The sequence below is a fragment of the Lyngbya confervoides BDU141951 genome (genome assembly GCF_000817775.3).
GTDB lineage: Bacteria > Cyanobacteriota > Cyanobacteriia > Thermosynechococcales > Thermosynechococcaceae > Lyngbya > Lyngbya confervoides.
Genome location: NZ_JTHE03000082.1, coordinates 1 through 26,813, shown reverse-complemented (window position 1 = coordinate 26,813; position 26,813 = coordinate 1). Strand labels below are relative to the sequence as shown.

The following is a 26,813-nucleotide window of genomic DNA, read 5'->3' as shown; positions in this document are numbered from 1 at the left end:
GATGTTAAGGCGGTTAGAGAAAAACCGGAAGAGATGGCAAGGACGAGTAGCTTAATGCTTGTTTACAAACACTCTCTTAGCCACTTTGAGAATCCTCGTTGATAGGTTTTGAGTTTGATCGTCTCAACGTGGTCACCAATGGCGTGGACAGTCCCTATCGCTTTTTAGGAAGTATCACTCCCCCAGGGAGGGGAATAGGGGATAACGTTTGGTTTCGTGGAACACTGAACGCTTTGGCGTCAAGCATGGAAACCAACTGAAGCAAAGAATGTATTGACCACGCTGGAAGCCAAACCAGAATAAATCCTATAGAAAAAAGCCAAACGAACCACTAAGAAGGATTTAAGTCAAGGTTAAATATCCCCGTGCAGCGACCCAGCAAACTCGGCCTGACCTTAGTCCCAGTTGAACACTCTAGGAAGAAGTAAAGGAAACTTAAAGGTTTGGTTATGAGCAGATTGAGAGTGGTTTAATCTTCGTTAATCAGCATAATCATTCGAATATTCGGCATGGATATGGCTAAGATGAGAAACAACTCGGGTGTGGTATTGACGCCCGTTGAGTTCGGTCATGGGGTGTGGCCTGGAACCGAGGACAGATTTAAGCTGAAACTGAAATATGGAGGACGGGTATGAGTGCATTTACAACGGTTAATCTCTATCACACCAATGCAGAACCACTGAAATTTAACCAAGGGGATGTAATCTTTCGCGAAGGCGAAACGGGGGATGAAATGTATGCCCTAATGTCAGGAGCGGTAGGACTCTGGGTGAACGATTGCCTGGTTGAGATTATCTCCGAGGGAGATGTGTTTGGGGAAGGAGCCCTGGTGCAACCGAGCCATACTCGGGCCTCTCGGGCGATCGCCCACACGAACTGCGAACTCATTCCCCTCAATCACAGCCGGTTCTTGTTCGTGTGTCAGAACACGCCCATGTTTGCCATCGAGGTTATGCGTAGTTTTTCAGATCGGCTGCGGTTACTGAAGGAAAAGCTGGCAGAGGCCGATTGAGATCACCGCTGTCCCGAAGTCGGGATCTGACCCCCTCGGGTTAGGTTGCCCCCTTGAATTGGCAGGTTATTGGGGACTGAGCAGCAACCTCCAAAGCCGCAGCAAGATCCACGGGTAGCCTGGCTGCAAGGATCTGCGCCTTTCATCATCCCTCAGTCAGTGGGAGCCCTGATCGAGTCCCCGCTCCGACTCCCAGGACACTCCCCCTGGCTCCCAACCGCGCCGGATCCGGTTATCTCGCTTGATAGCCACCCGTGCCCAAGCCACTGAGCCGCCTTCAGCTAGGGCTTGAACAAGCGGTCTTGGCATAATGCTGCCGCCTGGAAACACGATTTCTTAAGAACCACAAGAGTTCCTGGGGCAAAAACGCAATTTGCGGGGTGCCGTTCACGGAAAGCATCCAACGGTCTTCCCTGAGGGAATGATGGCCTCGCCCTTGTCCAGAGGGGGACAAGGGGGTCTGACTTGCGTCGGTTAACTGAAGGCTCCAGGTTTCCTGAGGGTTCAGAGGCAAGATGATCCATTCACCGTCAGAATTGCGCTTGGGATTGAATCCGAGATCGCGGATCTTGAAGAGCATCAAGTCTTCCGCTTCGGACGTTGCATGGTTCATGGGGATAAAAGTTGTAGGGGGCAGCCGATTGAAAGCGCTAAGCTGAGAGTCCCGGTTCTGTAAACAATATACTCTGAAGGAAGTTTCAAAGTATCCACATTTATTTTTTTTAAGATCTATTTCTGGTTCCTCCATTTTCCCATACAGGGCTTTAAAAGCGATCGCCGCTTTGATTTGGCGCCCATCCTAGGCACGACCTGACCCTTTCACAACATCGAGGTTTTGCATCGGTTACCAGGTTTTTAAAGCCCGAAGCTGGGGCGTCTTCTTCGATTGGTGGGCCTGCATCCGATGCAGGACGTCCTCGAGAATTTTGACCGCCTCCACCATAAAGGGACCTTTATTGAGCATCACGCACTCGGCGCGTTCTGCCAAAACCACATCGGACATCTCAGCCCGCGAGGGAATTCCAGTCTTTGCCAGATTTTCCAGCACTTGCGTCGCCCAAATCACCGGAACCTGGGCCGCTTCACAGATCCACAGAATTTCCTCCTGCATTTCTGCCAGGCGCTGATAGCCCATCTCAATGGCCAGATCGCCGCGCGCAATCATAATCCCTAGGGGATGCTGTCCCGCAGCCTGTACGATCATCTCCGGCAGGTTGCGCACCGCCTTGGGGGTTTCGATTTTGGCAATAATCGGCAACAGGGGCGCAGTGCTGGCACGGCGCAATGCCAATTCCTGCTGCAGCCAAGCCATATCTGCTGCGCTTTGCACAAAGGAATAGCCCACCAGGTCAGCATGACGGGCTACAAAATCCAGATCCTGCAGGTCTTTGGGGGTAAGCGCTGCGATCGCCAGCTCAGAATCTGGGAAGTTTAATCCCTTATCCACCTTCAGCCGCCGCCCCTGGGGCTTGCTCCGAACTATCCGCAATAAAACCCCTTCCGGGTGGTGCAGTTCAACGACCGCCCCAATCTTCCCATCATCGATCCAGACCCGATCCCCAGGCTGAATCTGATCCAAAATTTCAGGGATGGAGCATTGGGCCTGAAACCAGGTGGCATGTTCCCCCAGGGGTAAATGCGCCGTCAACAGCAGAAAATCGCCAGCGCAGAGGCGATCGCGCTGGTTGGGTGGAATCACCCGCAACAGGCGAGGCTTCGGTCCGCCCAAATCCATCAGAATTTTGCAGGACTGGGAGCGAGCGATCGCCGCCTGACGCACCTTGGCAATCATTGCAGCCCACTGATCGGGGCGATCGTGGGCACAGTTGATCCGCACGCAATCCGCGCCCCCAGCCAACAGCGCCTCCACCAGGGCTGCATCCGTGGCCGCTGCGGTGGGAAGCGTCACCAGGATGCGAACGCGGCGATCGATGCGGGGTGGCCCAAACAGCTCATCACTGGCCTGCTGTAGATGTTGCGCGCCTGCAAAAAAATCCACCAGCGACGGTCGCGAGGGGAGGTGATCAGGGGGCTCGCGGCAGATCAGACCCAGCGTGGCAATAACCGCATCCAAATTGGGCAGCACTCGGGATTCCAGGCGTCCCAACGAGGACAGCCCCCAGGGCATCAGAGCGGTTTGCAGGTCCCGCAGGTCGTGGTGTCGGAGCACCAGATAGTGGGCCAGGTTGCGGGCCGGATCCTGAAAGGATCTGCGTTTCAGATTCGGTTTCCAGGCTTGATAGAGCTTGTCTCCCTCTCGCACCACCGTCCGGCGCAGCTGGATCAGCCTTTGTAACAGTTCAGAAGCGTCCAAGAGTTTTAAAGGACACCATGGACGAGCAGATTGCGAATTCATCGGGGGCCTCTCCATAATTTCCTCCGTGCTAGCCATCATCAACGGACGGACATACCGGCCAAGGATAGCGATCGCACCGGCTAGCGCCCTAACCCTGACCTTAGGGGGCCGGGGCTGGGATGTTTTCCTCCCCAGAAGCGAGATCGGGACGGGTGCCCTTCGGGGCCAGGATCATCTCGTAGAGCTGCCGCCGAAACGAGCGATCCAGATAGTTTTGCCGCTGATCTTCCCAATCAGACAAGGCCCTCAACCGCTGCTCAGCGGCCAGATCTTCCATGGCCGTGGGATCCGAAGCCGGGGTGCCCCTGTCCTGAACCATGGCCAGAAAAACATAGCTATCCTGGAGTTGCCCCAGGTGATCTTGAAGGGTTTTGAGGGTCTTGATCCATTTCTTGAAGGCTTTGCCATAGCAATCAACAAAGAATTCCGACTGGTAGCGCACGTGCTTACAGCGCTTGCGCAGGTCATGCACCCTCGGACTGGTCTCTGGATTAATCTCCGCCTTCGCGAGCTGCCAGGCAGGATGAATAACAAACTGGGCCACCAGGGGCAACAGCAATTCCGGCAAAATCTGGGCCAGCGGCACCTGCCCGAGGGAGGTGTAAACTGGATCTTCCAGCCAAATCGCACAGCCTTGGCAAAACTTCCGGTAAAGTTGAGACTTCAGCAGTTTTTTCACCCGCTTAAAGGCTTTACGGCGTTTTTTTTCCAGTTGCCGCTGCAGGTGCTGCAGGGTCTGGGAATGGGGCTGGGCCATGGCGTTAACATAGTCCGTTTGCAGGGCCTCTAGCTGTACATCCAAATCCCGCAGCGTTCCCAGGGATTTGGACAGGGTTCGAATGTTGGCGATGCTGGCCCCCTTGGGAAAGCGCACTACCCCTTGAAAGATTTCCAGGGCGGTGCGCAGTCGCCGAAACGCGACCCGCATTTGATGAAGCTGTTCTGGATCTCGATCCTCAAGCACCCCGGTTTCATGCTGAAGAATTCGCTGAAACTGCAGCTGAATGATTTGTTTTGCAAACTGGCCCACTGGATGTTCAAGGTCCAGATCGGACACTGAAGCCAAAGCAGCCGACGATTGGCGATCTATCGAGGGGGAAGATTCAAGCATGATGGACCAACTGCGGTAAAAACCAGACCTTGAAGACGATATGCGTGCAATTGCAGTGCAATTGCACAGCCCTCCACGTTCTAATGTCGTTGTATCAGCGGATCAGAAACCTTGAGAGTGATCTGCAGTCGCAGACCATTCAACGCAAGTGCGGCCTGGGGCTTAGGCTTTGACTAGCTGTTTTGGATGGCTATAAATCCAGGAGGTCTGCAGATCGCCCTGTTGATTCGCCTGCCAGATACGGCCACTGTCCACCTGCAAGCAGGTCAACCACTGGCCATCGGCGGCGGCGGTATCTAAACAAATGACATGGCCCAGATTCAGGGGCCGACCGGTCTTTTGGGGGGTATGGCCGCAAATCACCGTTTTTCCGGATTGGTGCGGCTGAGGATCGGTTAACTTGTTCCAAAACAGGGCTTCCGGCGGCTGTTGCGCCATCGGCTTGTGCGGACGGACGGTGGCATGAACAAAAATATGATATTCGGTCTCATACCAATCCCAACAGTAATCCCGGACAAATCGCAGATGCGCGTCGGGAATATCCGCCAGTTCACCAAACTGATTTCCCTGCCCATAGGACCAGAGCGTGGCCGCATCGAGAAGCGTCTGATCAGCGATCTGAATCTGCTGCAGCGCCATTGCCTGCAAGAACCGAAGCTCATGATTACCCCGAATCGGAATCAACAGACCCCGGCGATCGAGTTGAATGAGACGATCGAAAACCGCCTTGGTTTCCTGGCCCTTATTACAGTAATCCCCCAGGGTGATCAGGCGATCGCCGGGCTGTAACGCAATGGCATTTAGCAGCACATCAAGGGCTGTGGCGCAGCCATGAATATCACCAATGGCAAACAGACTCATACCTACAAATCGTAGCCTTTAATTCCATTGAAGCAGATTCATTCGCTCAGCAGATTAGAATCTGAAAACCTTAAACTTCCATTAACCCTAGCCCTGTGGGAGTCTCAACCCCAAATCTGAGGCATGAGTCAGTCCCTCTATATCAATAGGGCATTTGACATGGCCGATACGAAGGGGATTACAGCTATTCAGGCTCAAGGTTGAGACTGCAAACGCAATACCGTCGGAGCCCAGCGCTGCAGGGCTTCCCTCACCCGCTGGGCTTGGAGGTCATACAGATCAAGCTGGAGGGTGGTGGGCAAGGCGTCGGCAAAGGCGCGACAGCGGGACAGATCCAAACCGGTCATCTGGGCCAGAATATTGCCCACTTCTAACCGTCCTTCGCGACTCAAAGGTGCCTGAACCTCTAACTGCCACTGCTTGGGGGGAAACGGTTCGGCTCGTTCAATCCGGCGCAGCCCCTCAATGGAAGCCAGCACGTACAGGCGATCGCCAGATCTGAGCGGATAATCATCGCTGGGAAAGAGATGGGTCTCCGGGATCTTCTGCCAGTTTTCAGTTTTCAGCAAAATCGGGACTACGCCGTAGCCATAGCTGATTTCGGCCAACAGCTTCCCCACCAAAGTATCCTCCGCCTCAACACAATATTCTGTGACCAGAATAGTTTGCGCCTGGAGCTGAAACAGACTGATAATCTTTTCACCAAAGGCCGCACCCGCAAAGGCTTCGGCGGAAAGCTGATGCAGGGAAAAGGCTTTACCCCGTGCAAGCAGCAGCGGGACACTGTCCGTAAAATATTGATCGTGCGATCGCACCACGGCTGTCAACCGGCCCGTTTGGGAAGCCTCCTGGGCCATCAAGGCCAGTTCTAAATTCAGAATTGGATCGTCGGTGACCGCAATGATACTTTTGGCCTGGCCAAGATTAGCCGCCTTAAGCGCCTGGGTCATCTCTCCCTCCAAGAGGGGCACCTGTGTCTTTAAGTTAGGATATTGCAGGCGGTCATGGGTAATACAAACGAGAGACTGGTTCAGCTGGTGCAGAATCTGCAGAATGCGGTAGCCCAAGCGACCGGTGCCGACAACAATAATATGGCCCGACCGGGGTAAGCGAGGCCGCCGCTGCAAAAAATCAAATCGAGAGCGGATCAGCTCATCAATGAGAAAGCCAAAGACGCTCAGCACCAACACTAAACTCGCCAGCGCAATCAGTAAAAAAATCCCATAGACCCCACTAGGAATGGGCAGCGGATCTAATCCGCCAAAGACATCGCCATAGCCGCCAAAAATGAGGATCATTGCCAGCGAAAAGGCCCGAAACCAAGTCAGGTCAGACACAGTCAGCTTAAGGATCACTGTACTACTCAGACACAGGATCAGGGCGCTGATTCCAGCAATACCGGTAATCCGCCGTAGGGACGCTTGTGCGTCATTTTGCCAAAAGCGCCAGAAGCGCTGGAGTCCCTCGACCGCCGCCGAAGCCATTAAACGCCTTAGCCCTGGATACCATCTCTGACGGCGAGAACGGGTCAAAACCTGATCTGGAGACTCCAAGGAGTCGGCTTCAATATAGGAAATTTGATCCTGGGGACGGAGATAGGCATCCGCTGACCAACCATGAAATAGCGTAGAGGCGGAGGAATGGCGATCGCGGGGGGAAAGATCGCAGCGCACCTGGGGTTGCAGCGTCAAAATTCGGCTATCACGCCGCTGAGTTCGATACAGAGGCATATGAGCATAGCGTGAATCCTCGGGGGAAATCCTTCGTTCAATCACCCGAAATTGATAGGAGTCGATGGTAAAAACACTGACCAGCTCATTATCCATTCCAGCCAGTGCAAAGGTTTCTGCCGGAAGTTCGGCGGCATTCAAGGCAACGAAATGACCCAGTTGATTCTGCAGCAATTCATTCAGGTTTTGCCGCGAAGATCGAATCACAAGATGCACCGCAGGATAGAAGCGCCGCGCCAGCATCGCGGTTTCGATATTGACGCTTTCATCCCGAGTCATGATCAATAAAGCCCGACAATCCTCAATCCCAGCGGCTCGCAATAGATCGATGCGTCGACAGTCTCCCACCAATACCGGTTGGGCCAGCAGGGACTCAATCCCCGAAAATTCAAAATCCACGGGCTTGACGCGATCGATCGCCACCACGGAGATGGGAAGGGTGGGTTGGCCGAACTGACTCAGGTTCACCAGGGTCTGTTGTCCAAGGCGACCCAGTCCACAGATGATGAAGTGATCGCGGGATTCATGCATTTTCACAGGTGATATCCCATTTCATTGCATCAGACAGGACTTCAGGTCTGCATCCCTAGGCCCGTGCTTCGTTCGAACAGCAGGCCCGTTGCCGCCAAACCAACCTATTAAACACTGAAGATCTTATCCCGTCAGGCTTTCAGCCTTAGCGATCTTTTTTCTCCGATATTAGACAATTAGACAAAGGCCGTCTCCAACCGACTCCATCCATTTGTATCAATCGTTTTGCAAAAGGTTGGAGACCATTTCAGTCGCAGCGGAGAGTGAATGCTGGGTCCATCGGTGACCGATCACCGTCAAGTCAGGCAACCCTTGCGCTTCGTTGCCCTGCAGGTTAGATTCAGCCGCAGGCCTGGCGATAGCGCTTGCCTGGCGAACAATGTGGGTTTCATTCTCTTTTTGCGTAATTTGATATCGCTTTGTTTGTAGAACCTTCCCCCCCTCTTGCAGGTCAGTCCCAAAGCTATTGGCAATGGTGGCGAGACTGGGTTCTATCACCACACTCATCCAGACCGAGGCAATCGATTGCTGCCCTTGATGAATCTTGGCAGCGATCGCCCGTTGAATGGAATTCACTTGATTGACCAGGGCTTGTTTAGACTGATCAATTTTCCGCTTCACCGCCTGCTTGAGTCGGGTGACGCTGTGTTTCGCAAAATTCCGGAGTTGAACCGGCCCAATATTCAATCCCTCGCGTCTCACAGGATTGGAGGGGCGATCGCCCGGCGCCGGTGGGATCGACTCTCCCGGCCGCGTTTGGGATAACTGCTCGGCCCGATGGGGCTCGCCCCCAACCGGAATTGGGGTCTGCTGAGACGCGTGAGCCTCTAAGAGTTCCAACCGTTGCATCACGTCAGCAAGGCAAGCCTTCGTGGTCGCCAGTTCTGCTTGAGCTTCCCTTAACTCCTGCGCAAGCGACGGTTCATGTCGTGGAGAATTATCTGAAGGGCGCAAGGCGGTGGTCCAGGCGTTGTCCACCGCCTCAGGGGCTTGATAGTTGATCGCATTGCAAAGAACATCTCTTGCATCGAGATGATAGGCCGGCTGATCGGATTCGTTCACCCACAGGTGGATACTGCCTTGAATCGTTTCTGCCTTCATAAAAGCTTGGACCATTTGATGTTCAAAGCGCTGCAGATCTTTAAACGATTCAGGCTGACTGCCCTGGCGAAAGAACACTGGACGATGATTAAGCTGAATCAACAGGGCGTCTTCTTCCTTCAACTCTGAATGGTGTCGGAAGTGAGACGCTAAGGCATTGAGGAGATCCAGCGAGACCAGTCTGGGCTGGCTCTGGCCCCCCTGAGTTTGGCTATCGGGGTTCTGGTGGCAGTCTGGTGGGTCTCCAACCGGAGTAGACTTCTGACTCAGGAAGAAGGAGAGGTCATGATGGACCGCTTTGTTTGCCAACGTGTAAGTCATGCTGGAATTAACATCCTAAAAGTAAGGTCGAATTAGATCTCTAGCAAGCCCCAGGCCAAGCTTGATTGTACCGCCATCTCTATGATTTCAGAAGGTGTTTTCTAAGGATCACGCCGGCTTAAAATCTCGCCGTCGCTCCACTCAAATCAAAAATACTATAGGACTGACTGAGTTGCAGGGCCTAAAAATTAACAAGTTTTTTGGGAATTGATCAGCATCACCCCTGACGGTCCCACAAGCTTCTGAATTACGCTCTCCCTGGAACCCCAGGCCCGTGAGTCCTCGCAATCAGGGATCTCGGGACCCAGCAAACCACAACCTCTCAAGGTTCTGGCCTGAAGGATTTCCTGGATCGATGCCGTGGGATCTGCCGCACTGGCCACTCCCACGATCGCCAGATCGGTCGCCTGCTTGTGCTGTGCGGAAAGCAGGAACCGGATCCAGCCCCAGCCCTGCGATAATCTGCAACCGGCCAAAGGCCATCACGCTCCCGAATGGGGGAGGCCCCCCTCCGTGGAGTGCTTCCCCCGGTAGAGCAACCATCCAAAATTTATTCCCCTTTCCTTAGACAATTATCAGCCTCCTCTCAGGCAAGGCCTCGATAGTAACGACGGAAGCACCGTCTGGTGCAAGGCACAGCAATGACTCTTGAGGGATAATTTAAGATGAAAACTCGAATTTTTACAGGCGCATCCGCTGTTTTACTGGCATTTACTTGGGTTTCTGGGGTCCATGCGCAAACGCCTGCCCCCTTCGCAACACCCTCCCCAGTCCCGACAGCTCAGCAGCCGAGGGAACAGCCCAGGGTGCTAGCTGCCGGTGATTTTGTCACCGTTGATCAAGACCATGCCACCACGGGCACTGCCCGTATTGTTGAGGAGCAGGGCCAGCTCTATCTTGAGTTTGACAAGGCCTTTGATACGGCTCGTGGCCCCGAGGTCAAGGTCGTGCTCTACAAGGATGAGAAGGTGCCTGTGAATATTGATATAGCCGATTACCGGGTCGTTGATGAACTCCAAAGCTTTGAAGGGGCTCAACGCTACGCCCTTCCCGCCTCGATCAACCTGGATGACTATGGGGCGATCGCAATCTGGTGTGCTGAGTTCAACGTCACCTTTGGCTACGCCAGTTTGAGCTAAGGATTCAGTCAAGTCCAGTTCAACCCTTTGCAATTTTTGCCTGAGCCCATCCATCCCCTCCCCGCAAGGATTGCCCTGGTGATCCCATGTTAACGGCCATCTGTTGTCCTCTGAACCACATCTCTCTATGACTTCTATCTTCCCTCAGCAGCAGCGCCTACGGCCCCAGCTTGCAACCTTAATCATGCTCAGCTTGGTCGGTGGCGCGGGTCTGGTCATGACCGCCTGGTTTGCGGGGCACGGTACGATCACTGCCATTTTTGAGCAACTCTATGCGCTGCAACAGCAGCCCCCCGCCTGGGCAATCGCGCCCATGATCCTGGGAGAATATTTACTCTGCTGGACTGTAATCCTGATGCTACTGGTGCTGGCCATTACCCGAATTTGGCCAACCCCAGCCCCCTGGCCCAGGCGCGTTGTGGTCAGTATTTTAGCCGTCTTGACCCTGCGCTATTTACTCTGGCGATCGGTTTCTACCCTGAATTTAAGCTCCCCCCTGAATGGGGTTTTTAGCCTGGGGTTATTGGGGCTAGAGCTGTTGATCCTCACCAGCGGCATGATCCAACTCTTGCTCATGCTGCAGATCAAAGATCGCCGTCGAGTCGCTGATCAGGTTTCCGAGGCGGTGGTGCAGGGCAACTATCAACCGACGGTGGATGTGCTGATTCCGACCTACGAGGAACCGTTGTTCATTCTGAAACGCACGGTGATAGGGTGTCAGGCCATGACCTATGCCCCCAAAACGATTTACCTGTTGGACGATACCCGTCGTTCTGAGGTGAAGGCCCTGGCTGCCACCCTGGGCTGCAAATACCTCACCCGCCCTCACAATCACCATGCCAAGGCTGGGAACCTCAACCATGCCCTGCCCCAAATCCAGGGCGAGCTGGTGGTCATTTTTGATGCCGATTTTGTTCCCACCCAGAACTTTCTCACTCGCACGGTTGGGTTCTTTCAAGATCCGCAGGTGGGGCTGGTGCAAACTCCCCAGAGCTTCTACAACCCTGACCCCATTGCCCGCAATTTAGGTCTGGAACAGAGGCTCACCCCTGAGGAAGAGGTCTTTTACCGCCAGGTACAGCGCGTCCGAGATGGAGTTGGGGCTGTGGTCTGTGCGGGGACATCCTTTGTGGTCCGTCGTGCGGCCCTAGATCAGGTCGGCGGCTTTGTGACTGAGTCGCTGAGCGAAGACTTTTTTACGGGCATTCAGCTCGCGGCTCAGGGCTATCGTTTGGTCTATCTCAACGAAAAGCTGAGTGCAGGTCTCGCCGCTGACAACATCGCTGCCCATGCGGTTCAACGGTTGCGCTGGGAGCGGGGGACTCTGCAGGCCTTCTTTATTCCCTCTAATCCCCTAAGCATACCGGGGCTGACCCCGATTCAGCGGCTGGCTTACTTTGAGGGGCTGCTGCACTGGTTCAGCAGCATTGCTCGCGTCGGGTTTTTGATCATGCCCTTGGCCTATTCTTTTTTGCCGGTGATTCCCCTCCAGGCGACGACGGCAGAACTACTGTATTTCTTTTTGCCCTTTTACCTGGTGCAGTTCAGCGTCTTTTCCTGGCTCAACTATCGATCCCGGTCGGCCCTGCTCTCCGACGTGTATGCTCTGGTGCTGGCCTTTCCTCTGGCGATCACGCTCTTCCAGGTTATGCTGCGCCCCTTCAGCCAGGGCTTTCAGGTGACGCCCAAGGGAACCGCCAGCGATCGCTACCAGTTTCAATGGCAATTGGCCTGGCCCTTGATCTTGGTCTTTGTGCTGACTGCCCTGAGTTTATGGATTAACCTGGCCCAATGCTTGGTCACCATGGCTGACCCCCTCACCCATCTCAAAGGCATAGGCCTGGGTTGGATCTGGAGCAGTTATAACCTGCTAATGCTAGGCATTGCCCTGCTGATTTTATTGGATGCCCCCCATCCTAGCCCCTATCCATGGTTTAACCTACAGCGGATTGCGCGGGTGGAGATTGAGGGGATGGGGACAGTCTGGGGAGTAACTCAAACAATCTCTGAAGAGGGCGCTAACATTGCGCTGACAAATCTGGGGAACCTGGATCTGACAAGCATCACCTCGGCGGATCTCAGGCTGACTCTCTTAGACGAAGCGATCACGCTGCCGGGTCAGTTCCATGGATTCCAGACCGGGGAAGACTTTCCAATTCTAGAGGTGAGTTTTACTGGGCTCAGTTTAGACCAAGACCGACAGCTGATTGAGTTGCTCTTCTGTCGCCCCGGTCAGTGGAAAAGCCGCTGTGCCCCAAACGAGCTACAGTCTCTCTGGTTAATTTTTCAAACGTTGCTGCGGCCTCGGATCATCGTTGATCGCCAGGCTAAAATCAGGCCGGTTTTGGTCAGACAGCTTTAAGGTCATTGCACGCTAAGGAGACGTTATGGAGACAGCTGATTGGTTGAGACTATTGCATCCGATCCTGGCGGTGGTGGGGGTATTCCCCTTGATCGGAATGGTCACCTACTTTGCCTGGCAAACGCGCCAGCGTCGCCTCAAAACCCAGGCTCGGGAGAAACCCAAGCTTCCGCCTAAGGTCGGCACTGAGCATGTTCGCTTGGGCCGCTGGCTGGCTGGATCCGTGGTGGGGGTGGCCTTGCTTGGCATTGGCCAGCCGGTGGTGAAGTTTCTGGTCCGGGAAAAGGTGGCAGCCAGCGATCCGTTTCAGGTAATTTTTATCGCAGCGATGTTCGGGGTGACCCTTGCAGCCTTCGGGTTTCTGTATCGGGCACGTTCCCAATCCTGGCGGATTGCCTTTGCAGCGCTGACCATTACGGGGCTGTGGATCCTAGGGGGCCAGGATGGGGTCTTTCGTCGCACGGCTGAATGGCAGATTTCTCACTATTACTACGGCATGGCCGCAGCGACGCTGATGGTCCTTTCCCTAGCGACTTTACCGGAGATCTATCGATCCCTTTCCTGGCGGCGCGTCCATATTATCCTCAATTGCATGGCGCTGGTGTTGTTTGTCATCCAGGGGATCACGGGCACCCGCGATCTGTTGGAAATTCCGCTGAGCTGGCAGGAATCGTTGATCTATCGCTGTAACTTTGAGACCCAAACCTGTCCGTAAATCCAGAGCCACAATTGCTCCCGCTTTTGTTTCACGTTCCTTCAATGATACTGAATTTAAACAATACTGAGTAGGATTAGTCTTGAGCAGGAATATGCAATAGCCAGCATTCAGTTAATTCTTTGCAATATATTTTGCAGAATTAACTCATCAAGGTGTTTTTGCACTCTTTTTGCCAAATCGTGACTGTGGATCAGCAATCCCATTTCCATATTGAGGGACATGGCATATTCCGTAAGGTTAGCACTGGTGATGAAAAGGTGCTGAGCATCTGCGATCGCCACCTTCATATGCAGGGAACCCGAGCGCCCTTGATGGTCAGCAGGTCGGATATCTCTTGGCCATTCATAAACCTTAGCAGCAGCAGTAAGCTGTGAACCCAAGCCCTGCTCTACTCCAAATGGCACATTTTCCTTGTGTTCGGAAGTCTCTGCGATAATGGTCACAGCCACACCCCGATGGACAGCTGCAAGCAGTGCGTTGGACAACTCCGAAACCTTATAGATGGCAAAGCTACAAATGATCAGTTGCATCTTGGCATTCTTAATCATTTGTAGCAAGACCTGTTCTGTTTGCCGAACCGGAATTTTAGAAATATTGGGGCCAGTCCAAACAATCTCAACTGCTAGCTTTTCGGCACTTTTCTGGATTGTGTAGTGAGCAGTTTCTAAAACACAGGAAATGGTTTGTTGGGATAGATGAGGCGATTCATAGTTCCAAACTTCTAATACCTCTGAGATCGTTCGTCGCCATAGTGGATTCGGAAGTTTGAAAAGAACCTCTGCTGGATTATCCTGATGACTAAAGTGTTCAACAACCATCTCAATCGTCGACTTTGGTAGCAAGGTGGCGGCCACAAAAATCTGATCCAGCAGCGGAGTAGGAAGTTCAGTCATCGACTAATCCAACTTGAAGAAAGAAAGACTTTGACGATCGGATTTAACCGTAGGGATAAGGACACCTCGATCTAGATATTTATTGCCACGTTCACAGGAGGTTTCGGGGCTAAACAAGCAGGAGTGACAAGAGGCCCAGTGCAGCGTCAGATCTTGTGAGCCTGAATGCTCAGCACATAAAGGATCAGAGGCACACAGGCCAACATGTTCAAGAGCTTGATCGATATGGCGGCCTAAAATATCTGGCTGCCCCAAGCTGACAAGACCTCCCAATGTCCCTTCACTATCTGGCGAAGCCGTGTAAATCAATACCCCTCCCATAGCAATATCATCATCTGACGTACTCGAATAGATACGTTCCCTCAGGCTAGCAGCAGCATAACCGCACTCAATGGCAAGCTGGCGCATCAACGCGTGGGCAAAGGAATGGAGCAATATATATCGAATCCTAGGAAAATTATCGGCTGGGGACTCGATTTTTCGAGCCATTCTCCATTGGGTATGGGCTTGGTGAAACTCTTTTTCAAAGTCCTCAACAACAGGACATGACTCCCAATCGGTCAGCGTATTTTCTCGAAACTGTAGAAAAATTCCTTCCCCGCGAATGTCAGTTGTCGGAACCCACCGGGGTTTATCTTGACTTAAGTCGGCAAGAGGCAAATCATCGTTGTATTGCATATCACTCAGATCACCGGGTGATTCAATGCGAGTGAAGCCGATGAGCGATCGCACCTCTCTCAATCGTTCAACTAAGACTGTTTTCTCAAAATACTGGTCATATCCGCTCGGCGCATCAATGGGCCTTAGATCTAGTAGCGACGAGTTTCTTGCTGGATTGGCTTCGGAGAGCACCAGCCACTCTGGAATCTTTAAATTGATCTCACCTGGATCCTCTTCTGGAACTGCATTGCGAAAATTTTGGATGGCTCTCCAAATTACTGTGGCCGAGATTTTTGAAAACGCCTTAAGCTGTCCAATTTTCTTTAGAAGTTCAATATTTTGCTCAGATTCAGTCGCTTCCAGCATATCCCAATGAGCTTCAATTAATCTCCCGAGCGATGTATCTTCCGTAGGAATTGATAAAACCGAAAGGGTCACAGGAAACCAGCTATTTGAGGCTCCCAGCAAGATAGATTTCATTTGCTCTCGACAGCCGTTCTCCTCAAAGGTTCGCAGGTGAGGATGTCTACCCCGGCACTGAGGCATGTTCTGCTCCGCTAGAGTCCCAAAGGCATCTGACAGGGCTCGTGACCTCCCACATGTCATACAAGTAACAATGACATCAGCCGCAGAACCAGAAATACCTTGCTCTTTCAGCCGTAAATCACTTTCACAAGTTGTTGAACCTTGATGAACAAAATATTTCCATGGGAAGTCATCGAGATGTCCTTGACGACACGCCACTAGAAATCTTGCAGGAACGACAGTAGGAGGTGTGCGGCCCTGACAATTGACATGAATATATCGAGTTTTATCGGCTCGGTAGGGATCAGTTTTAAGCTGAAAAATTTTGCTGCTAAAGGGTGCTAACCGACGACATCTCGGGCAGAGTCCCCAGCTAGGAAATGGAGAAACCGGGATGCCCACAGTCTGGGCTTTGTTGAATCCCCAAGATATCCTCTCTGATTCCGGTGGCGTAGGTGGAAGCAATAGCCTTTGAACTTGCTGACCTAGCTTTTTCTGAACTGCGGCCAAAAGACGTTCTTCTGAAAGTGGACTGCATTGGGTCGTGTCCCATTCATCAGTTCCCATAATCATCACGGAAAGATGAGGGAGATCAACCATTGCACCCACGCCAAAGGAAAACATGATTTGGCTGGAGCGAAGGTCTCCTACTTTAGTTACAGTATTAGTCATTATGGGTTGGCATAGGTTGAGGTAGACGAGTTAGGTCATCGTCAGGGACGTTGGGATTTAAAATCAAACCGATAGTCGGTTCAACATTACGCAGTGAATTCAGACAGGTAAAGGGTTGAAAGCCGTTGTGAATAGGCTGTTCTAATAAACCAATCGTGCTACCGTCTTTTTGGGTTTTGTAGCCTAGTAACTTTCCGCCGACAGTATCCTGAGCCTGGTCAAGCCAGTAGTCAAGCCGATAGTCTAACTCCCGTCTGACGACATCTCGAATATTGGGATCGCCGCTAATATGCCAAGCGCGATCAACAATATATTCAATGGCACTTTGAACATCAGGATCGTTGCGCTCAATTCTTCCAGCCGATTCGTTCTTATTAAATTCATCCTTAGACAAACGAACCAAAGAGACGAGTAAAGCCGCAAGTCCCCGATCCATTGCCCCAGAGGAGAAGGGGGTGAGGGACAGGTTTTCTACGTGCTGATAAAAGGTTGCATGGTAATATTCAAAACGTTCGTAATGGGATAAATCACGAGGTCTGGCCCAATTAAAAATGGTAAATACAATGCCTGGATGTTGTCGCCCTACCCGTGATGTCGATTGAATATATTCTGCGGTTGTTTTCGGTTGACCGGTGACGGCCATAACAGCGAGGCGGGGAACGTCAACGCCAACAGAAATCATATTGGTAGCCAGGAGGACATCCAGTGGTTTTCTCTGAGGTTTGTCTTTTTCCTTTTTATGGGTTTGAAATGGAGTTTCCATGTTATCTAAAACATCGGGGATATCCGTGGAAGACTTGCGAGAGGTCAGCTCTTCTACATTTGTCAGATATCGCTTCGCTAATCCGCGACGTTCCATTTTATTGAGGCGCTGTTGAATATCATCATCCACTAATCGACGGGTTCCACCCAGTTCTCTCATGGAATTGAAGTAGCCCACAAGGGTCATCCATGGATCTACCTTATCTCCAATATTATTGTAGAGATCCTGAGATGCAGATAAGAGGGCTGCATAAACTCGAATGGTCGCTGCTTTTAAGCGTCTTCCCGTGGCACAAATTCCAAGATAACGCCTTCCAGGGTTTGCTTCACTGGGATCTCGTTGTCTTGAAAAAAAGTTATCGGAGATGTCTAGCCCTTGTGGCGGAAAGATGTTGACTTTGCGCAGAAATAAACTATGAACTTGATCGCCCGCTTGACGAATGGTTGCAGTGGAGGCAATGACCTTGGGACGGACTAAAATGCCATCGACATCCCAGGAGGCTAATCGGTCGATTGCGGTTTCATAAAGACCGACTAAGGTGCCAAGGGGGCCACTGATTAAATGTAATTCGTCTTGGATAATCAGATCTGGAGGACGCAGTGGATTCACAGATTTGGTGATGGCTTTTGGAAAATCCTTGAGGGCAGGATGACTGTCAGAATCTTCAATGCACGGAGAACGGTAACCGTGGCGATCGCAATATCCATTTACCTGCCCAAAGATCATTTGCGTTTCCCCTTTCCAGGGCATTTGGGCAAATTTATCGACGGTAGCAATGAGTAAGGTCGGTAAGCGTCGATAGATCTCTTCATCTACCACAATAATGGGAAGGCCTTCTTGCGGAGATTGTTTGCGGCTGAAGGGACAATGTCCAAGGCGATCGCCGCAATGAATAATGGTTCGACTATTGCCTTTTTTAAAGGTGTTGACATTGATATGCCGACCTTTATCAATTGATGTACCACACCAGGGACAACTCGTGAGTTGATGGGGAGAACCTTGCCCGACGGGCATTCCATTGCGGAGCTCATTCACTCGTTCATGGCTTTCTTGAGTGGTATTGGGTGTTGTAGCCATTCCGACCCACAGACCAATGCGAAAGGGCTCTTGTCCCCAGCTTGTTTCATCTTCGCGTCGAACGACTTCGCAAGCACAGATCAAAGCGGTCGCTCGTTGAAACTGTTGCAGGGTCAACAGACGTAAAGTATATCGCATCAACACCGCAACACCGGCCTCTCCTGATCGTCCGGCGATGGTGCCCTGAAGACGGCGCAGCCCTATTGTATAGGCAGCCAAGCCCAAATAGGCTTCGGTTTTACCGCCTCCGGTGGGGAACCAGAGGAGATCGGCAATAGCCTTCGTTGGATCGCTGCGATCAGGATGCTTGAGGTCGGTGATGCTGGCAATATTGAGCAGAATAAAGGCCAGCTGAAAAGGATACCAGGTTGGGGAGCTAATTTCATCAAGGATGATGTCTTTTCCTTGACGCTTGTTTCTGGCATAGACGGAGCGAACCCGTTGCAGGTGCATGACCCGATTCATAAAAATGAAGGCCCGTGCCGATTGGGGGTCAGAGTCTAAAATTTTTAGGCCTTCGTTAATTCGTGTGAGCACAGTTTGGCAATTGGCTAAAGCCCGTTTGGCAGTGTCGTGAAAGGGTGATAACCCTTCATGGGGATCGTCAATTCGGTTGTACTGTTCTTGAATCCAATGCTCGTATGCATTAGGCAGAGCGATGAGCTTATCGACCAGTTCATCCATGGAGGCGTTGGCCAGGGCATTCATTTTCAAAACAAGACCCTTGAGTTCAGGAATTTCATCCGCAGTGGGAGGGGTAGATTTAGGAACTTCTTGAGTCGGAATAAAGGTGGTTTCTAGTTGGGTGGCACGGGTGGGATTAAGGGGGGCAGGGATGCAATGTACCCCGACGCCATGGCCCACAGCAAATTCCACCTGCCGCCGATAGAGCATATTGAGTTCTTTTCCGTCAGCATGATAGACAACATCACGATGTTGATTCTCTCGGATATGAGTTCGTTTACAGAAAATATCGGGTTGTTCCGGGTTGGCTGATTGAATCACGAGTTTAGGCTGAAATAACCAGGCCCTATCCTTTTCACTATTCTTTTCAGGTTCCGTTTGAGCATTAACCAGAAAGATGGAAATGAGCCAATCGTAATCTTCTTTACGAATATATCCGCGCACGAAAACGGCAAAATCACGATCGACCTGCCATTCGCGTATGGAGCCAAGTTTTAGGGGAATCGGCGGGGACTGACTTTGAATTGGATAGCGTTTCCAGACCGTCTTGGGGTTGCCCACTTGGGTTTGATAGGCTTCGCTCTTGTTTCGCTCATACTGACCCCAACTGGCAATAATCTGAATCTGATCAACCGCCCCATCTACGCAAAAAGTTAGTCCCATGGATGAGGGAAAAATGCTAGGGGCTAGTGCTGAAGCCGCTTCGCCCTTTCCATCTTCCGTCAGGGTTGGATCATGATCGCCTAAATCATCCTGGAGTTCTGGAATTTCATCTAAGTCGACGGAGTCAGTAGCTCGACGCTGGGGAGCTAGCATCCCCACGAGATAACGGCTATTGACTCGGGTTTCATTAATCTCTTCATATTCGCCCTCCGCTGGCCCTAACAGATCCTTGATGACTCGTTTTTCGAACTCTTGACGGATGCCATAGCCTGAGAGATTTCTCAAGATGGGGAGGGGCGTCTCAGGTTCAAGATTGGACTCAGCAAATGGCTGGGAGTTCGGCGTCTTTCTATCCTTTGTGGATATCTGATTGGGAATAACAGCTTGCTGTTCTAAGAAAAGAGCTTGATCGGGGTGGGCAGAGGCATTGGCCACCCACTCAGTTTCAAACAAACGGCTTGGTTCCCAAATGACGGGAATGTTTGCTGGCTTGGGGTTGACCTTTTGTTTAGGGAGTGAGGGAGTTGGAATAACTTCGTGTTCTAAAAAGTAGGCGATATCAGCTTGGATGGCCGCTGGCATTCCCGTTTCAATACCAAGGGCATCGATATGATCTGATAAATCCAAGCCGTCCAATAAACTCACTAGGGCTGCATTTTCAACCTCGATTACGTCGCTCCAGTCGAGCTGAGCCTCATGGTTTTTGAGTTGCTGGTTAATCACGCTTAGATTCAACTCGCCAGGAAATTTAGAGGGAAGTTTGATGATGTTCATTGTGGAAGACCTCCCAGATTCCACAGGGTAGGATCAAAGTCTTGGAGCAAGGGACCGGGCTTTTTGGCTGGCACGATCACGAGCAAGGCTCGCATGGCTCGGGTCATTCCCACAAACAGCGATCGCCGCTCTTGCATTAAGTATTCATCTTGAGCTTCTTCGGTCATTCCCTTGGGCATGGGAGGAAAGGGTTTGGTCAGAAAGCCTGCGATCGCTACAATCGGAAATTCTAGCCCTTTGGCAGATTTTAGAGTGATGACTTTAATGCCTCGACGGGTGATATCGAGTTGTTTACTCGACATAAAGGTGGCAGGAAGACCGAATTCATCGAGAGATTTAGCCATTTGTTTACCGACGGTTTCGCTGGGGGTAAGGATGGCACAGGCCCCCAGGCCAAGGCGAAATTCGCGAGCAGCGGTTTGACAAAACTGGCTCAGTAAATTGATTTGGGCGACGGCGTTGGTCACGGCCCTGACTGCAGGATTTGGGCCAGCATGGATATATTGCCGTTCGGTCAGGGAATCGGGGTCGAGTTGACCTGATTGAAGATACTGGTGAGCCGCTTCGTCGATTTCACGGGTGGTGCGATGATTGGTGCGCAGAATACCAGTGCGGCCGACAAACTGAAGGTCAGAATGAATGTCACTCCAGCGAAAGCCACTGCCATAGATGGACTGGTTGGCATCGGCAGTCAAAAATAGACAGTTGGGATGCTGACAAGTTTGAAGGAGAAAACGAATAGTGTTGGGGGGCAAATCCTGGGCTTCGTCGATGATGACGCCGTCGAATTGGGGGGGATCTGGAATTTCCTGAAGGAGATCTAGAGCTTGGTTTCTAAGTTGTGCCCAGGTGATGAGGTTGGATTGTTTGAGCTGTTGATTAAACTGTTCTCGGAGCTGCCAAATCGCTCGACGTTGGGTTTGGTTAAGTCGCACCCGACGCCCATTGCGTGGGGTTTCTAAATATTCCTCCAGGGTCGTTAGGGTTCGGCCTTCAATGATGCATTCAATTTCGTCCCGCAGATAGTTGGGGTGAAGACGTTCGAGAATGATTTGCTGAGCTTTTCTTTGCAGGAGGCTGCCTTCCAGGGACTGAATCGTTTGCTGACGAGCAGTGGCCATCAGTTTAGCAATCTGGGGGGCTTTAGCAATGGCGGGAATCCTTTGATAGCGAGCCACGAAGCTTCGCATGAGGGAGTCTGCGGTTTGAACGCTGACGCGGCGGGTGTCCTTTCCGAGAAGTTGGGTAAGGAGTTGCTGCGAAAAGGTGACGAGGGCGTTGGTGTAGGTGGTGAAGAGAAGTTGGGGCTGTTCGATGCCGTCGTCTCGCAATTTTTGGATCAGTTCTCGGGTGCGATAGATGGCCACAGTACTCTTGCCGGTGCCAGGGCCACCTTTGAGCAGGGTTGGGCCTTGAGCATTGGAGGCCCAGGTGACGTATTTTTCTTGTTCAGGGTTGAGTTTGAGCAAAAAGCCAAGCAGGTCACCCTCTTTGTAGCGCAAGAGGTCGTGGGGGTCTTGGGTGATCAAACTGGGTTGACGGAGGACTTGATCAAAGTCGGGAGCAGTGATGCAGTCAAAAACCCGTTCACGGACGATTTCGGGGACATCAATGGTGGTCAGATCGTTGAGGGTTCTACAGCGCAGCAGGTCAGGATGATAATCGGCAGGAATCCTCAATTGTTTGAGCAGGCTTTCATCAATTTGCGTGGGTAACAGATTTTCGGTTTTTTTCTGGGTGGGTGGGGACAAAATCTGAGGAGTGGGAGCAGGGCTCAGAAGTTCCTCAAGATTGGGGAGTTGGCTGAGGTCCAGGCTGGTGGGTTCGGCGATGAGTTGATTTTTCTTATCGTAGATGTCTTTGCGGGCATCAACACCGAGGAGCGCAACCCATCCGTCGCCATAGGTATAGATGATGCGAAAGTCTCCGGATCGGAGGCGATAGATTTTGCCTTTGTAGCCGTGGAGTTTTTTCTTGAGGTTGCCTCGTGGGCTGGGGTCATCGGCCAAAAGTTGGATTTTACCCAGAATTTGCTGCATGTATTCTGGGGGAATGGCCAGCAACTGATTCAAAAAGGTTGGTTTTTGGATTAGCTCGAAGGACATTCAGACAAAACGAAGGACCTTTCAAATGCTAGCGTAGGGATAAAGGTTCTGCTTATTTTTCGTAAAATTTTAATGAATTATTCATACTTTGACAATTTATCGGAGGCAGAATTGTTACAACAGGCCAAAGTTGAGGCGCGCTTGCGACAGAGGGATTCCAGGATTACGCAATCTCAAGTTGACCAGTGTTGGATCCGCAGTGATGGATCTGGGTTAGCGCCTTTGAATGGAAGGTGCACCTTGACTCAGGCTGCCAGGCTGAGCCTGTGGATCTCAGGCAGATTTTTGGACAGCTGTCATGGAGGGACGTAGATAGGATTGTGGTGAGCGATCGCCTTCTATAACCCGCTGATGCCAACTTTAGATCGGGCTAATCAAGCATTTCAATTTGTGCGGCACTCTTCACAAAGAAGATAGAGACTTCACGGGTAGCATTTTTTGACTCAGGAGTCATGGTTTTTAGCCTTTTCCCATGCAGTTCGTGGGGATTATCAACTTCGAAAATGGATCGAAATACTGCCTTGTCCATCACAACATGGTTCAAGGTACTGCCATTATTCTCTTCCTTGAGATACAAAACATAGTTATTTTGCTCAGCTTTCCAGCCGTGAACCTTTCCGACTAGAATTCTGGGTTTAAATCCTTTCGGACAAAATAGGTTTACATCTTCTTTGGAGAAATCAGCACAAACCAGAATTTCATCGACTGTTTGCATGATGGTTTTGAATTCTTTGTAGTCAGGCTCTTGCCCAGATCCATAGTTGGCCTTGCGTTGGACTGACTTTGGAGCCGCTTCCATTGCTTTTTTTAGATTCGCACTGTCATTGTTGGATAGCTTAGGAGAGAAGTACACTCCAGAGCCAGGGATAGCTCTGCTCTGAAAAATTAGTCTTAACTGACTATCCTTTTCTATCCGATTGTCTGTAATTGCCGCAGCACCTACTTCAGCATTTCCAGCCTTTACCATTTCGACAATCTCGTGGCCGCGATGACCGGTCGAAACTTTTATAGTTTTGCCAAATAACTCATAGACTGGAACAACAAAACTAGAAGCAGATTGCAATATTTCTCCGAGTGCTATTTTGGTTGAAGAATTGATCTGATCTATGCCTTCAATATTGCTATTAGATCTCACAAAAAAGCCAGAGGTATATGTGTCGTTTCTATTTTCTGGAAACATCTTAAATCCCCATGAGTATTGATTGTCCTTAGACTTGATAGACAAGATTGGAGATGACGCAAAAAAGATATCCCATTGCTTATTTTTAATCTTATACTCCGCAACTTTATAACTAATGTCTTTTCTCCCTTCAACAACCACATTAATTTTTTTATTCCGTAATTTATTCCATAAGTAGTCCACAAAGTTATTCGGAACCAAAGTCTCTTCTAAATATGTTTCAAGATCGGTCAGCTTCTCCGGATCAAGGATAGTTCCGAAGATAATTTCTGAGGATTCAACCCTATAGCTCTTTTGAAATTGCCAAAAAGAAACCCCTAAGGAAGCAAAAATCCCAACAAAAATCAATGTAAGAATCAGGCGATACTTTTTCTCTACAAACCAGAATGAAGTATAACAAAAATCAAATTTACTGTTCAAGCGAGATGGATCTCTAGCGATCGCATCAAATATCTCACCAAGCTGTTCGTTGATAGATTCGCAACAGACAAAGTCAGTAATATCCCTTCTCACTTTATCGGATAGCTTTGACCAAGTTTTGAAGAGAAGTCTTTGCTGAGTTTCGTTAAGACTATCAACCCCGCTAAAATCAAGCTTGAAATTACATCTCTCATCTGCCAATGATTTACCTAATTTCAGCAGTTCAAAGTTCTTGTCAAGAATAGGTAATACTTTGACAATATAAACGTCATTACTATTTCTAGCCATTATTTTCTGACACAATTCCAATAACTTTCATTAATTCCCTTGAGAAGGCTAGAGGGACGAATTGTGGAAGCACACACCAATAGGCGATACTTTGCCCTTGAGCAAGCTACATAAAACAATTGTTGATATTGTTTTTTAATTTGTATCGCCTCATGAGTATTTTTAGAGGTAATATTTTGGGGAAAGATACCTTCCTTTAAACCCGCAACAACAACAAAAGGAAATTCTAGACCCTTAGAGTCTTGTACAGACATCACCTTAATCCACCTGTCAGACAAACCATAATTTTCTCTACTATCAACATATTCGGCAGGAAGTTTATGGTGGGTAAGCTGAGATGATAAAAGGTTTCCGTAATCAGCATTCGGAACAAGAATAACGGCAGCAAAACGAGGATGTTTAGGATTTTCTCGAACCGATCGATCTAAAAAGTCTTTTATGTATTCGACCTGAGTAATCGGATCGTCTGTAAAAAGGAGTTCAGGTTTGCTTCCTGATTGTCTTTCAGACCTTGCAGATCTAAAGCCTGGAACAATGTTGTTATAAGCTCTCCAGACTTCATAAACACTCCTAAAGCCTTTTTTTAACTCTTTAGTCTCACCTTGATAACCGATATAGTGCTGAATATGATCCCAACCAAACGATCGCTGGTACAGAGATTGATCCGTGTCAGCAGTTAGATAGAATCCTTCTTTTGGAGCCAAGTTGAAGAGCAGCTTTAGGGCAATCGGAGATAGATCCTGCGCCTCATCAACGATAATATGATTGTAGAAATAGGTCTTGTTAGTTTCTACTTGAGATAAGACTTTACATTTTAGCTTTTCTATGGTTAACAGTCCACTTTTATCTAGTAAATCTGTCCATTTAAGATATATTTTCCAGATTATCTTTCGCTGAGATTTGTTCAGTTGTTTATCTCGCCCAAATCTAGGATTATCAATGTAATCCTGTTCACTCTTAATCCCTCGACCATCAATCACAAGCTGAAATTCTTCCAAAATATAACTGGAGGTTATATCTTGGAAGAATTGAGAAATTCCTTGAACTCCATGCATTAGCTCAATGGAGCTATCTAATATAAGATTTGCTTGCTTTTGATCACAGATTTTATGCGTGCTGTTATTTGCAAAAAATATTTCTTCAGCGACTTCTGTTACTGTTTTTACTTCAACAGAAAATTTCTCTAATTCTGAGCCTATGAGAGTTTCAAGATAGTCTTTCGATTGCTCGGCTAGAGCTTCATTATGGGTTGTGAAGAGAATCTTATTTTCCCCAGACTCAAGCAACCTTTTAACCTTATATAAGGCCAGAATAGATTTTCCGGTCCCAGGACCACCCTTAACCAAAACTGGCCCCGGCTCTGAATTTTCTAGAATTGCTTTCTGTTCGTCAGTCAGGTATAGATTTCTGATGATATATTCTGATCGCGATATATCATTGTTAATGTATTTATTAAAATCAGATTCTGATGACAGATTATAAAACGTATCATTTTCTACTTCTTCAATAGAAGTGGATGAATTCAATGTAAAATTTTCAATAATATAGTCGATGTATTCAATCGGTAAATCGAGATTTAAGATTTCATCTTCATCTGTAATTCTTAATAGTTTATCCCAATATTTTTTAGGAATTCTAGATTTAATTAGATCTGCAATTTTTATAATAGTTTCTTCAGACTGAGGTTCATCAACGATTAGTTCTGCAATCTCAATTTCATGAAAATTATCCGATTCAGAATATATTCTTTGGGCATCTTTGATTGGTTCAAGATTTTTATAGGTTTTACCATTTCGCTTGCGGATATCAAGAAGAATCATAAAATCAGATTTATGTATATAAAATAATCTGTAGGAATTTGAAATTTTTAATTTAAAGCATTTTCCTCCTTCAACTTTTTCCGCTTTTCTCAGGTATTGCGAATCAGCCTCTACGTTGCGGATAAATTGATTGAGAGACAATAATACATTTTTGGGCGTGTTTACTATAGACTGTAAAAATGTCTGAGAAACTGCGATTTTCATTTTTAATTACTGTCTATCTGTTGTAGTTACTGTCTGTCTGGCTGATGTCACAAGACACGATAGATATAGATAAAATCAACCTAAGAAATCTCATATTTTTATGAAGTAATCCTAGATTGTGAAAAGTATTTTATCTATAGAAAATAGGATTTACATTAAAATACGTAAGGTAATAGTTCCCCAGAAAATTTAAAAAGGATCAAAATCTGTTGAGAATCTTGAGAGTGCTTCTCAACAGAGATAAGGCAATGGAGGATCCCCTTGTGAGGATAAGGGGAGACTAGCGCGATCGCCCTGCAATTTCACCGAGAATCCTCTCCAGGACAGTAGGGAGATGATGAAGCACTTCGTCATTGGAAAAACGCAAAACGCGATCGCCACTTGCCTCAAGCTGTGCCGTTCGATCCTCGTCGTAATCTTTCTGGTGCTCATGAATTCCACCATCAATTTCGATCACTAGTTTCAGCTCAGGACAATAGAAATCGAGGATAAATCGTCCCACCGGATGTTGGCGGCGAAATTTATAGCCCGCTAGTTTCCGTCTCCGTAAGGCTTCCCATAACCTCGCTTCGGCAGGAGTGGATCGACGGCGCAGCGATCGCGCTGCTTGCTCTGTTTTGGGTAAGCTGTTTCGAATTCTTGAATTGTGGCGACTCATGGGGGTGGCCAAGCTGTGGAGTAGCGTTCCATTTCATTGTAGGGGTGGGTCGCAAGACTCTAGAGGCCCTCTCCCCCGGCCCCTCTCCCAATTTGGGAGAGGGGAGAACGGTAGGATGCACAACGTTGGCCGGTTCCCCTTCGCCCAAACCTGGGCGAAGGGGGTAGGGGATGAGGGCCGACTCG

Annotated in this window: 17 protein-coding genes; 4 read left to right on the top strand and 13 right to left on the bottom strand. The window is 49.6% G+C overall.

The window, feature by feature from the left end:
• The first annotated feature begins 631 nt into the window (after positions 1-631).
• The gene (locus tag QQ91_RS14290; RefSeq protein ID WP_166282845.1) at positions 632-1,012 is read left to right on the top strand and encodes a Crp/Fnr family transcriptional regulator; all 381 of its coding nucleotides are present in this window, start codon (positions 632-634) and stop codon (positions 1,010-1,012) included.
• Positions 1,013-1,289: 277 nt separating this feature from the next.
• Here the strand turns inward: QQ91_RS14290 and QQ91_RS14285 are convergent, their stop codons facing one another.
• From QQ91_RS14285 to QQ91_RS14260, 6 genes are all read right to left on the bottom strand, one after another.
• Entirely contained in the window at positions 1,290-1,625 is a 336-nt protein-coding gene (locus QQ91_RS14285) for a hypothetical protein (RefSeq protein ID WP_166282843.1), read from the bottom strand.
• Between the two features lie 231 nt (positions 1,626-1,856).
• A complete protein-coding gene (locus tag QQ91_RS14280; RefSeq protein WP_166282841.1) occupies positions 1,857-3,368 on the bottom strand; it encodes a pyruvate kinase in 1,512 nt (503 codons plus the stop codon).
• 100 nt (positions 3,369-3,468) lie between these two features.
• Positions 3,469-4,479: a CHAD domain-containing protein gene (locus tag QQ91_RS14275; protein ID WP_166282840.1), complete on the bottom strand. Its 1,011-nt coding sequence runs from the start codon at positions 4,477-4,479 to the stop codon at positions 3,469-3,471.
• A gap of 162 nt (positions 4,480-4,641) precedes the next feature.
• Positions 4,642-5,340, bottom strand: a complete 699-nt coding sequence (locus QQ91_RS14270; RefSeq protein WP_166282838.1) for a metallophosphoesterase — start codon at positions 5,338-5,340, stop codon at positions 4,642-4,644.
• Between the two features lie 194 nt (positions 5,341-5,534).
• Positions 5,535-7,601 carry a potassium channel family protein gene (locus QQ91_RS14265; protein ID WP_236096195.1) on the bottom strand — a complete coding sequence of 689 codons (2,067 nt, stop codon included), beginning with the start codon at positions 7,599-7,601 and terminating at the stop codon, positions 5,535-5,537.
• Positions 7,602-7,817: 216 nt separating this feature from the next.
• Positions 7,818-9,023: a hypothetical protein gene (locus QQ91_RS14260; RefSeq protein ID WP_166282834.1), complete on the bottom strand. Its 1,206-nt coding sequence runs from the start codon at positions 9,021-9,023 to the stop codon at positions 7,818-7,820.
• Positions 9,024-9,688: 665 nt separating this feature from the next.
• Between QQ91_RS14260 and QQ91_RS14255 the strand changes: the two genes are divergently transcribed.
• The 3 genes from QQ91_RS14255 to QQ91_RS14245 all read left to right on the top strand — a co-directional run bounded on the left by QQ91_RS14255 (position 9,689) and on the right by QQ91_RS14245 (position 13,239).
• Positions 9,689-10,162: a DM13 domain-containing protein gene (locus QQ91_RS14255; RefSeq protein ID WP_166282832.1), complete on the top strand. Its 474-nt coding sequence runs from the start codon at positions 9,689-9,691 to the stop codon at positions 10,160-10,162.
• A gap of 127 nt (positions 10,163-10,289) precedes the next feature.
• Positions 10,290-12,524: a glycosyltransferase family 2 protein gene (locus tag QQ91_RS14250; protein WP_166282830.1), complete on the top strand. Its 2,235-nt coding sequence runs from the start codon at positions 10,290-10,292 to the stop codon at positions 12,522-12,524.
• A gap of 25 nt (positions 12,525-12,549) precedes the next feature.
• Positions 12,550-13,239: a DUF4079 domain-containing protein gene (locus tag QQ91_RS14245; protein ID WP_166282828.1), complete on the top strand. Its 690-nt coding sequence runs from the start codon at positions 12,550-12,552 to the stop codon at positions 13,237-13,239.
• A 110-nt stretch (positions 13,240-13,349) separates the two neighbouring features.
• On the opposite strand, the gene drmC is transcribed toward QQ91_RS14245, so the two are convergent.
• The 7 genes from drmC to QQ91_RS14210 all read right to left on the bottom strand — a co-directional run bounded on the left by drmC (position 13,350) and on the right by QQ91_RS14210 (position 26,628).
• The gene (gene drmC / locus QQ91_RS14240) at positions 13,350-14,135 is read right to left on the bottom strand and encodes a DISARM system phospholipase D-like protein DrmC (RefSeq protein WP_166282826.1); all 786 of its coding nucleotides are present in this window, start codon (positions 14,133-14,135) and stop codon (positions 13,350-13,352) included.
• Between the two features lie 3 nt (positions 14,136-14,138).
• Positions 14,139-15,992 carry an MrfA Zn-binding domain-containing protein gene (gene drmB / locus QQ91_RS14235; RefSeq protein WP_166282824.1) on the bottom strand — a complete coding sequence of 618 codons (1,854 nt, stop codon included), beginning with the start codon at positions 15,990-15,992 and terminating at the stop codon, positions 14,139-14,141.
• Positions 15,985-19,953 carry a DISARM system helicase DrmA gene (gene drmA, locus QQ91_RS14230; RefSeq protein ID WP_166282822.1) on the bottom strand — a complete coding sequence of 1,323 codons (3,969 nt, stop codon included), beginning with the start codon at positions 19,951-19,953 and terminating at the stop codon, positions 15,985-15,987. Before drmA ends, drmB begins: the two co-directional genes overlap by 8 nt.
• Positions 19,950-22,058 (bottom strand): UvrD-helicase domain-containing protein, encoded by a 2,109-nt coding sequence (locus QQ91_RS14225; RefSeq protein ID WP_166282820.1) that lies wholly within the window; start codon positions 22,056-22,058, stop codon positions 19,950-19,952. Before QQ91_RS14225 ends, drmA begins: the two co-directional genes overlap by 4 nt.
• A 370-nt stretch (positions 22,059-22,428) precedes the next feature.
• The gene (locus tag QQ91_RS14220; RefSeq protein ID WP_166282818.1) at positions 22,429-23,946 is read right to left on the bottom strand and encodes a PhnD/SsuA/transferrin family substrate-binding protein; all 1,518 of its coding nucleotides are present in this window, start codon (positions 23,944-23,946) and stop codon (positions 22,429-22,431) included.
• Positions 23,946-25,970 carry a UvrD-helicase domain-containing protein gene (locus tag QQ91_RS14215; protein WP_166282816.1) on the bottom strand — a complete coding sequence of 675 codons (2,025 nt, stop codon included), beginning with the start codon at positions 25,968-25,970 and terminating at the stop codon, positions 23,946-23,948. The genes QQ91_RS14220 and QQ91_RS14215 overlap by 1 nt, the downstream gene beginning before the upstream one ends.
• Positions 25,971-26,250: 280 nt before the next feature.
• A complete protein-coding gene (locus tag QQ91_RS14210) occupies positions 26,251-26,628 on the bottom strand; it encodes an endonuclease domain-containing protein (protein ID WP_166282814.1) in 378 nt (125 codons plus the stop codon).
• Between the last annotated feature and the right edge of the window lie 185 nt (positions 26,629-26,813).

Bases quoted from the DNA above. Each gene is read 5' to 3' on its own strand.
- QQ91_RS14290 (WP_166282845.1), top strand. From the start codon at position 632: ATGAGTGCATTTACAACGGTTAATCTCTATCACACCAATGCAGAACCA.
- QQ91_RS14285 (WP_166282843.1), bottom strand. From the start codon at position 1,625: ATGAACCATGCAACGTCCGAAGCGGAAGACTTGATGCTCTTCAAGATC.
- QQ91_RS14280 (WP_166282841.1), bottom strand. From the start codon at position 3,368: ATGAATTCGCAATCTGCTCGTCCATGGTGTCCTTTAAAACTCTTGGAC.
- QQ91_RS14275 (WP_166282840.1), bottom strand. From the start codon at position 4,479: ATGCTTGAATCTTCCCCCTCGATAGATCGCCAATCGTCGGCTGCTTTG.
- QQ91_RS14270 (WP_166282838.1), bottom strand. From the start codon at position 5,340: ATGAGTCTGTTTGCCATTGGTGATATTCATGGCTGCGCCACAGCCCTT.
- QQ91_RS14265 (WP_236096195.1), bottom strand. From the start codon at position 7,601: ATGCATGAATCCCGCGATCACTTCATCATCTGTGGACTGGGTCGCCTT.
- QQ91_RS14260 (WP_166282834.1), bottom strand. From the start codon at position 9,023: ATGACTTACACGTTGGCAAACAAAGCGGTCCATCATGACCTCTCCTTC.
- QQ91_RS14255 (WP_166282832.1), top strand. From the start codon at position 9,689: ATGAAAACTCGAATTTTTACAGGCGCATCCGCTGTTTTACTGGCATTT.
- QQ91_RS14250 (WP_166282830.1), top strand. From the start codon at position 10,290: ATGACTTCTATCTTCCCTCAGCAGCAGCGCCTACGGCCCCAGCTTGCA.
- QQ91_RS14245 (WP_166282828.1), top strand. From the start codon at position 12,550: ATGGAGACAGCTGATTGGTTGAGACTATTGCATCCGATCCTGGCGGTG.
- drmC (WP_166282826.1), bottom strand. From the start codon at position 14,135: ATGACTGAACTTCCTACTCCGCTGCTGGATCAGATTTTTGTGGCCGCC.
- drmB (WP_166282824.1), bottom strand. From the start codon at position 15,992: ATGACTAATACTGTAACTAAAGTAGGAGACCTTCGCTCCAGCCAAATC.
- drmA (WP_166282822.1), bottom strand. From the start codon at position 19,953: ATGAACATCATCAAACTTCCCTCTAAATTTCCTGGCGAGTTGAATCTA.
- QQ91_RS14225 (WP_166282820.1), bottom strand. From the start codon at position 22,058: ATGTCCTTCGAGCTAATCCAAAAACCAACCTTTTTGAATCAGTTGCTG.
- QQ91_RS14220 (WP_166282818.1), bottom strand. From the start codon at position 23,946: ATGGCTAGAAATAGTAATGACGTTTATATTGTCAAAGTATTACCTATT.
- QQ91_RS14215 (WP_166282816.1), bottom strand. From the start codon at position 25,970: ATGAAAATCGCAGTTTCTCAGACATTTTTACAGTCTATAGTAAACACG.
- QQ91_RS14210 (WP_166282814.1), bottom strand. From the start codon at position 26,628: ATGAGTCGCCACAATTCAAGAATTCGAAACAGCTTACCCAAAACAGAG.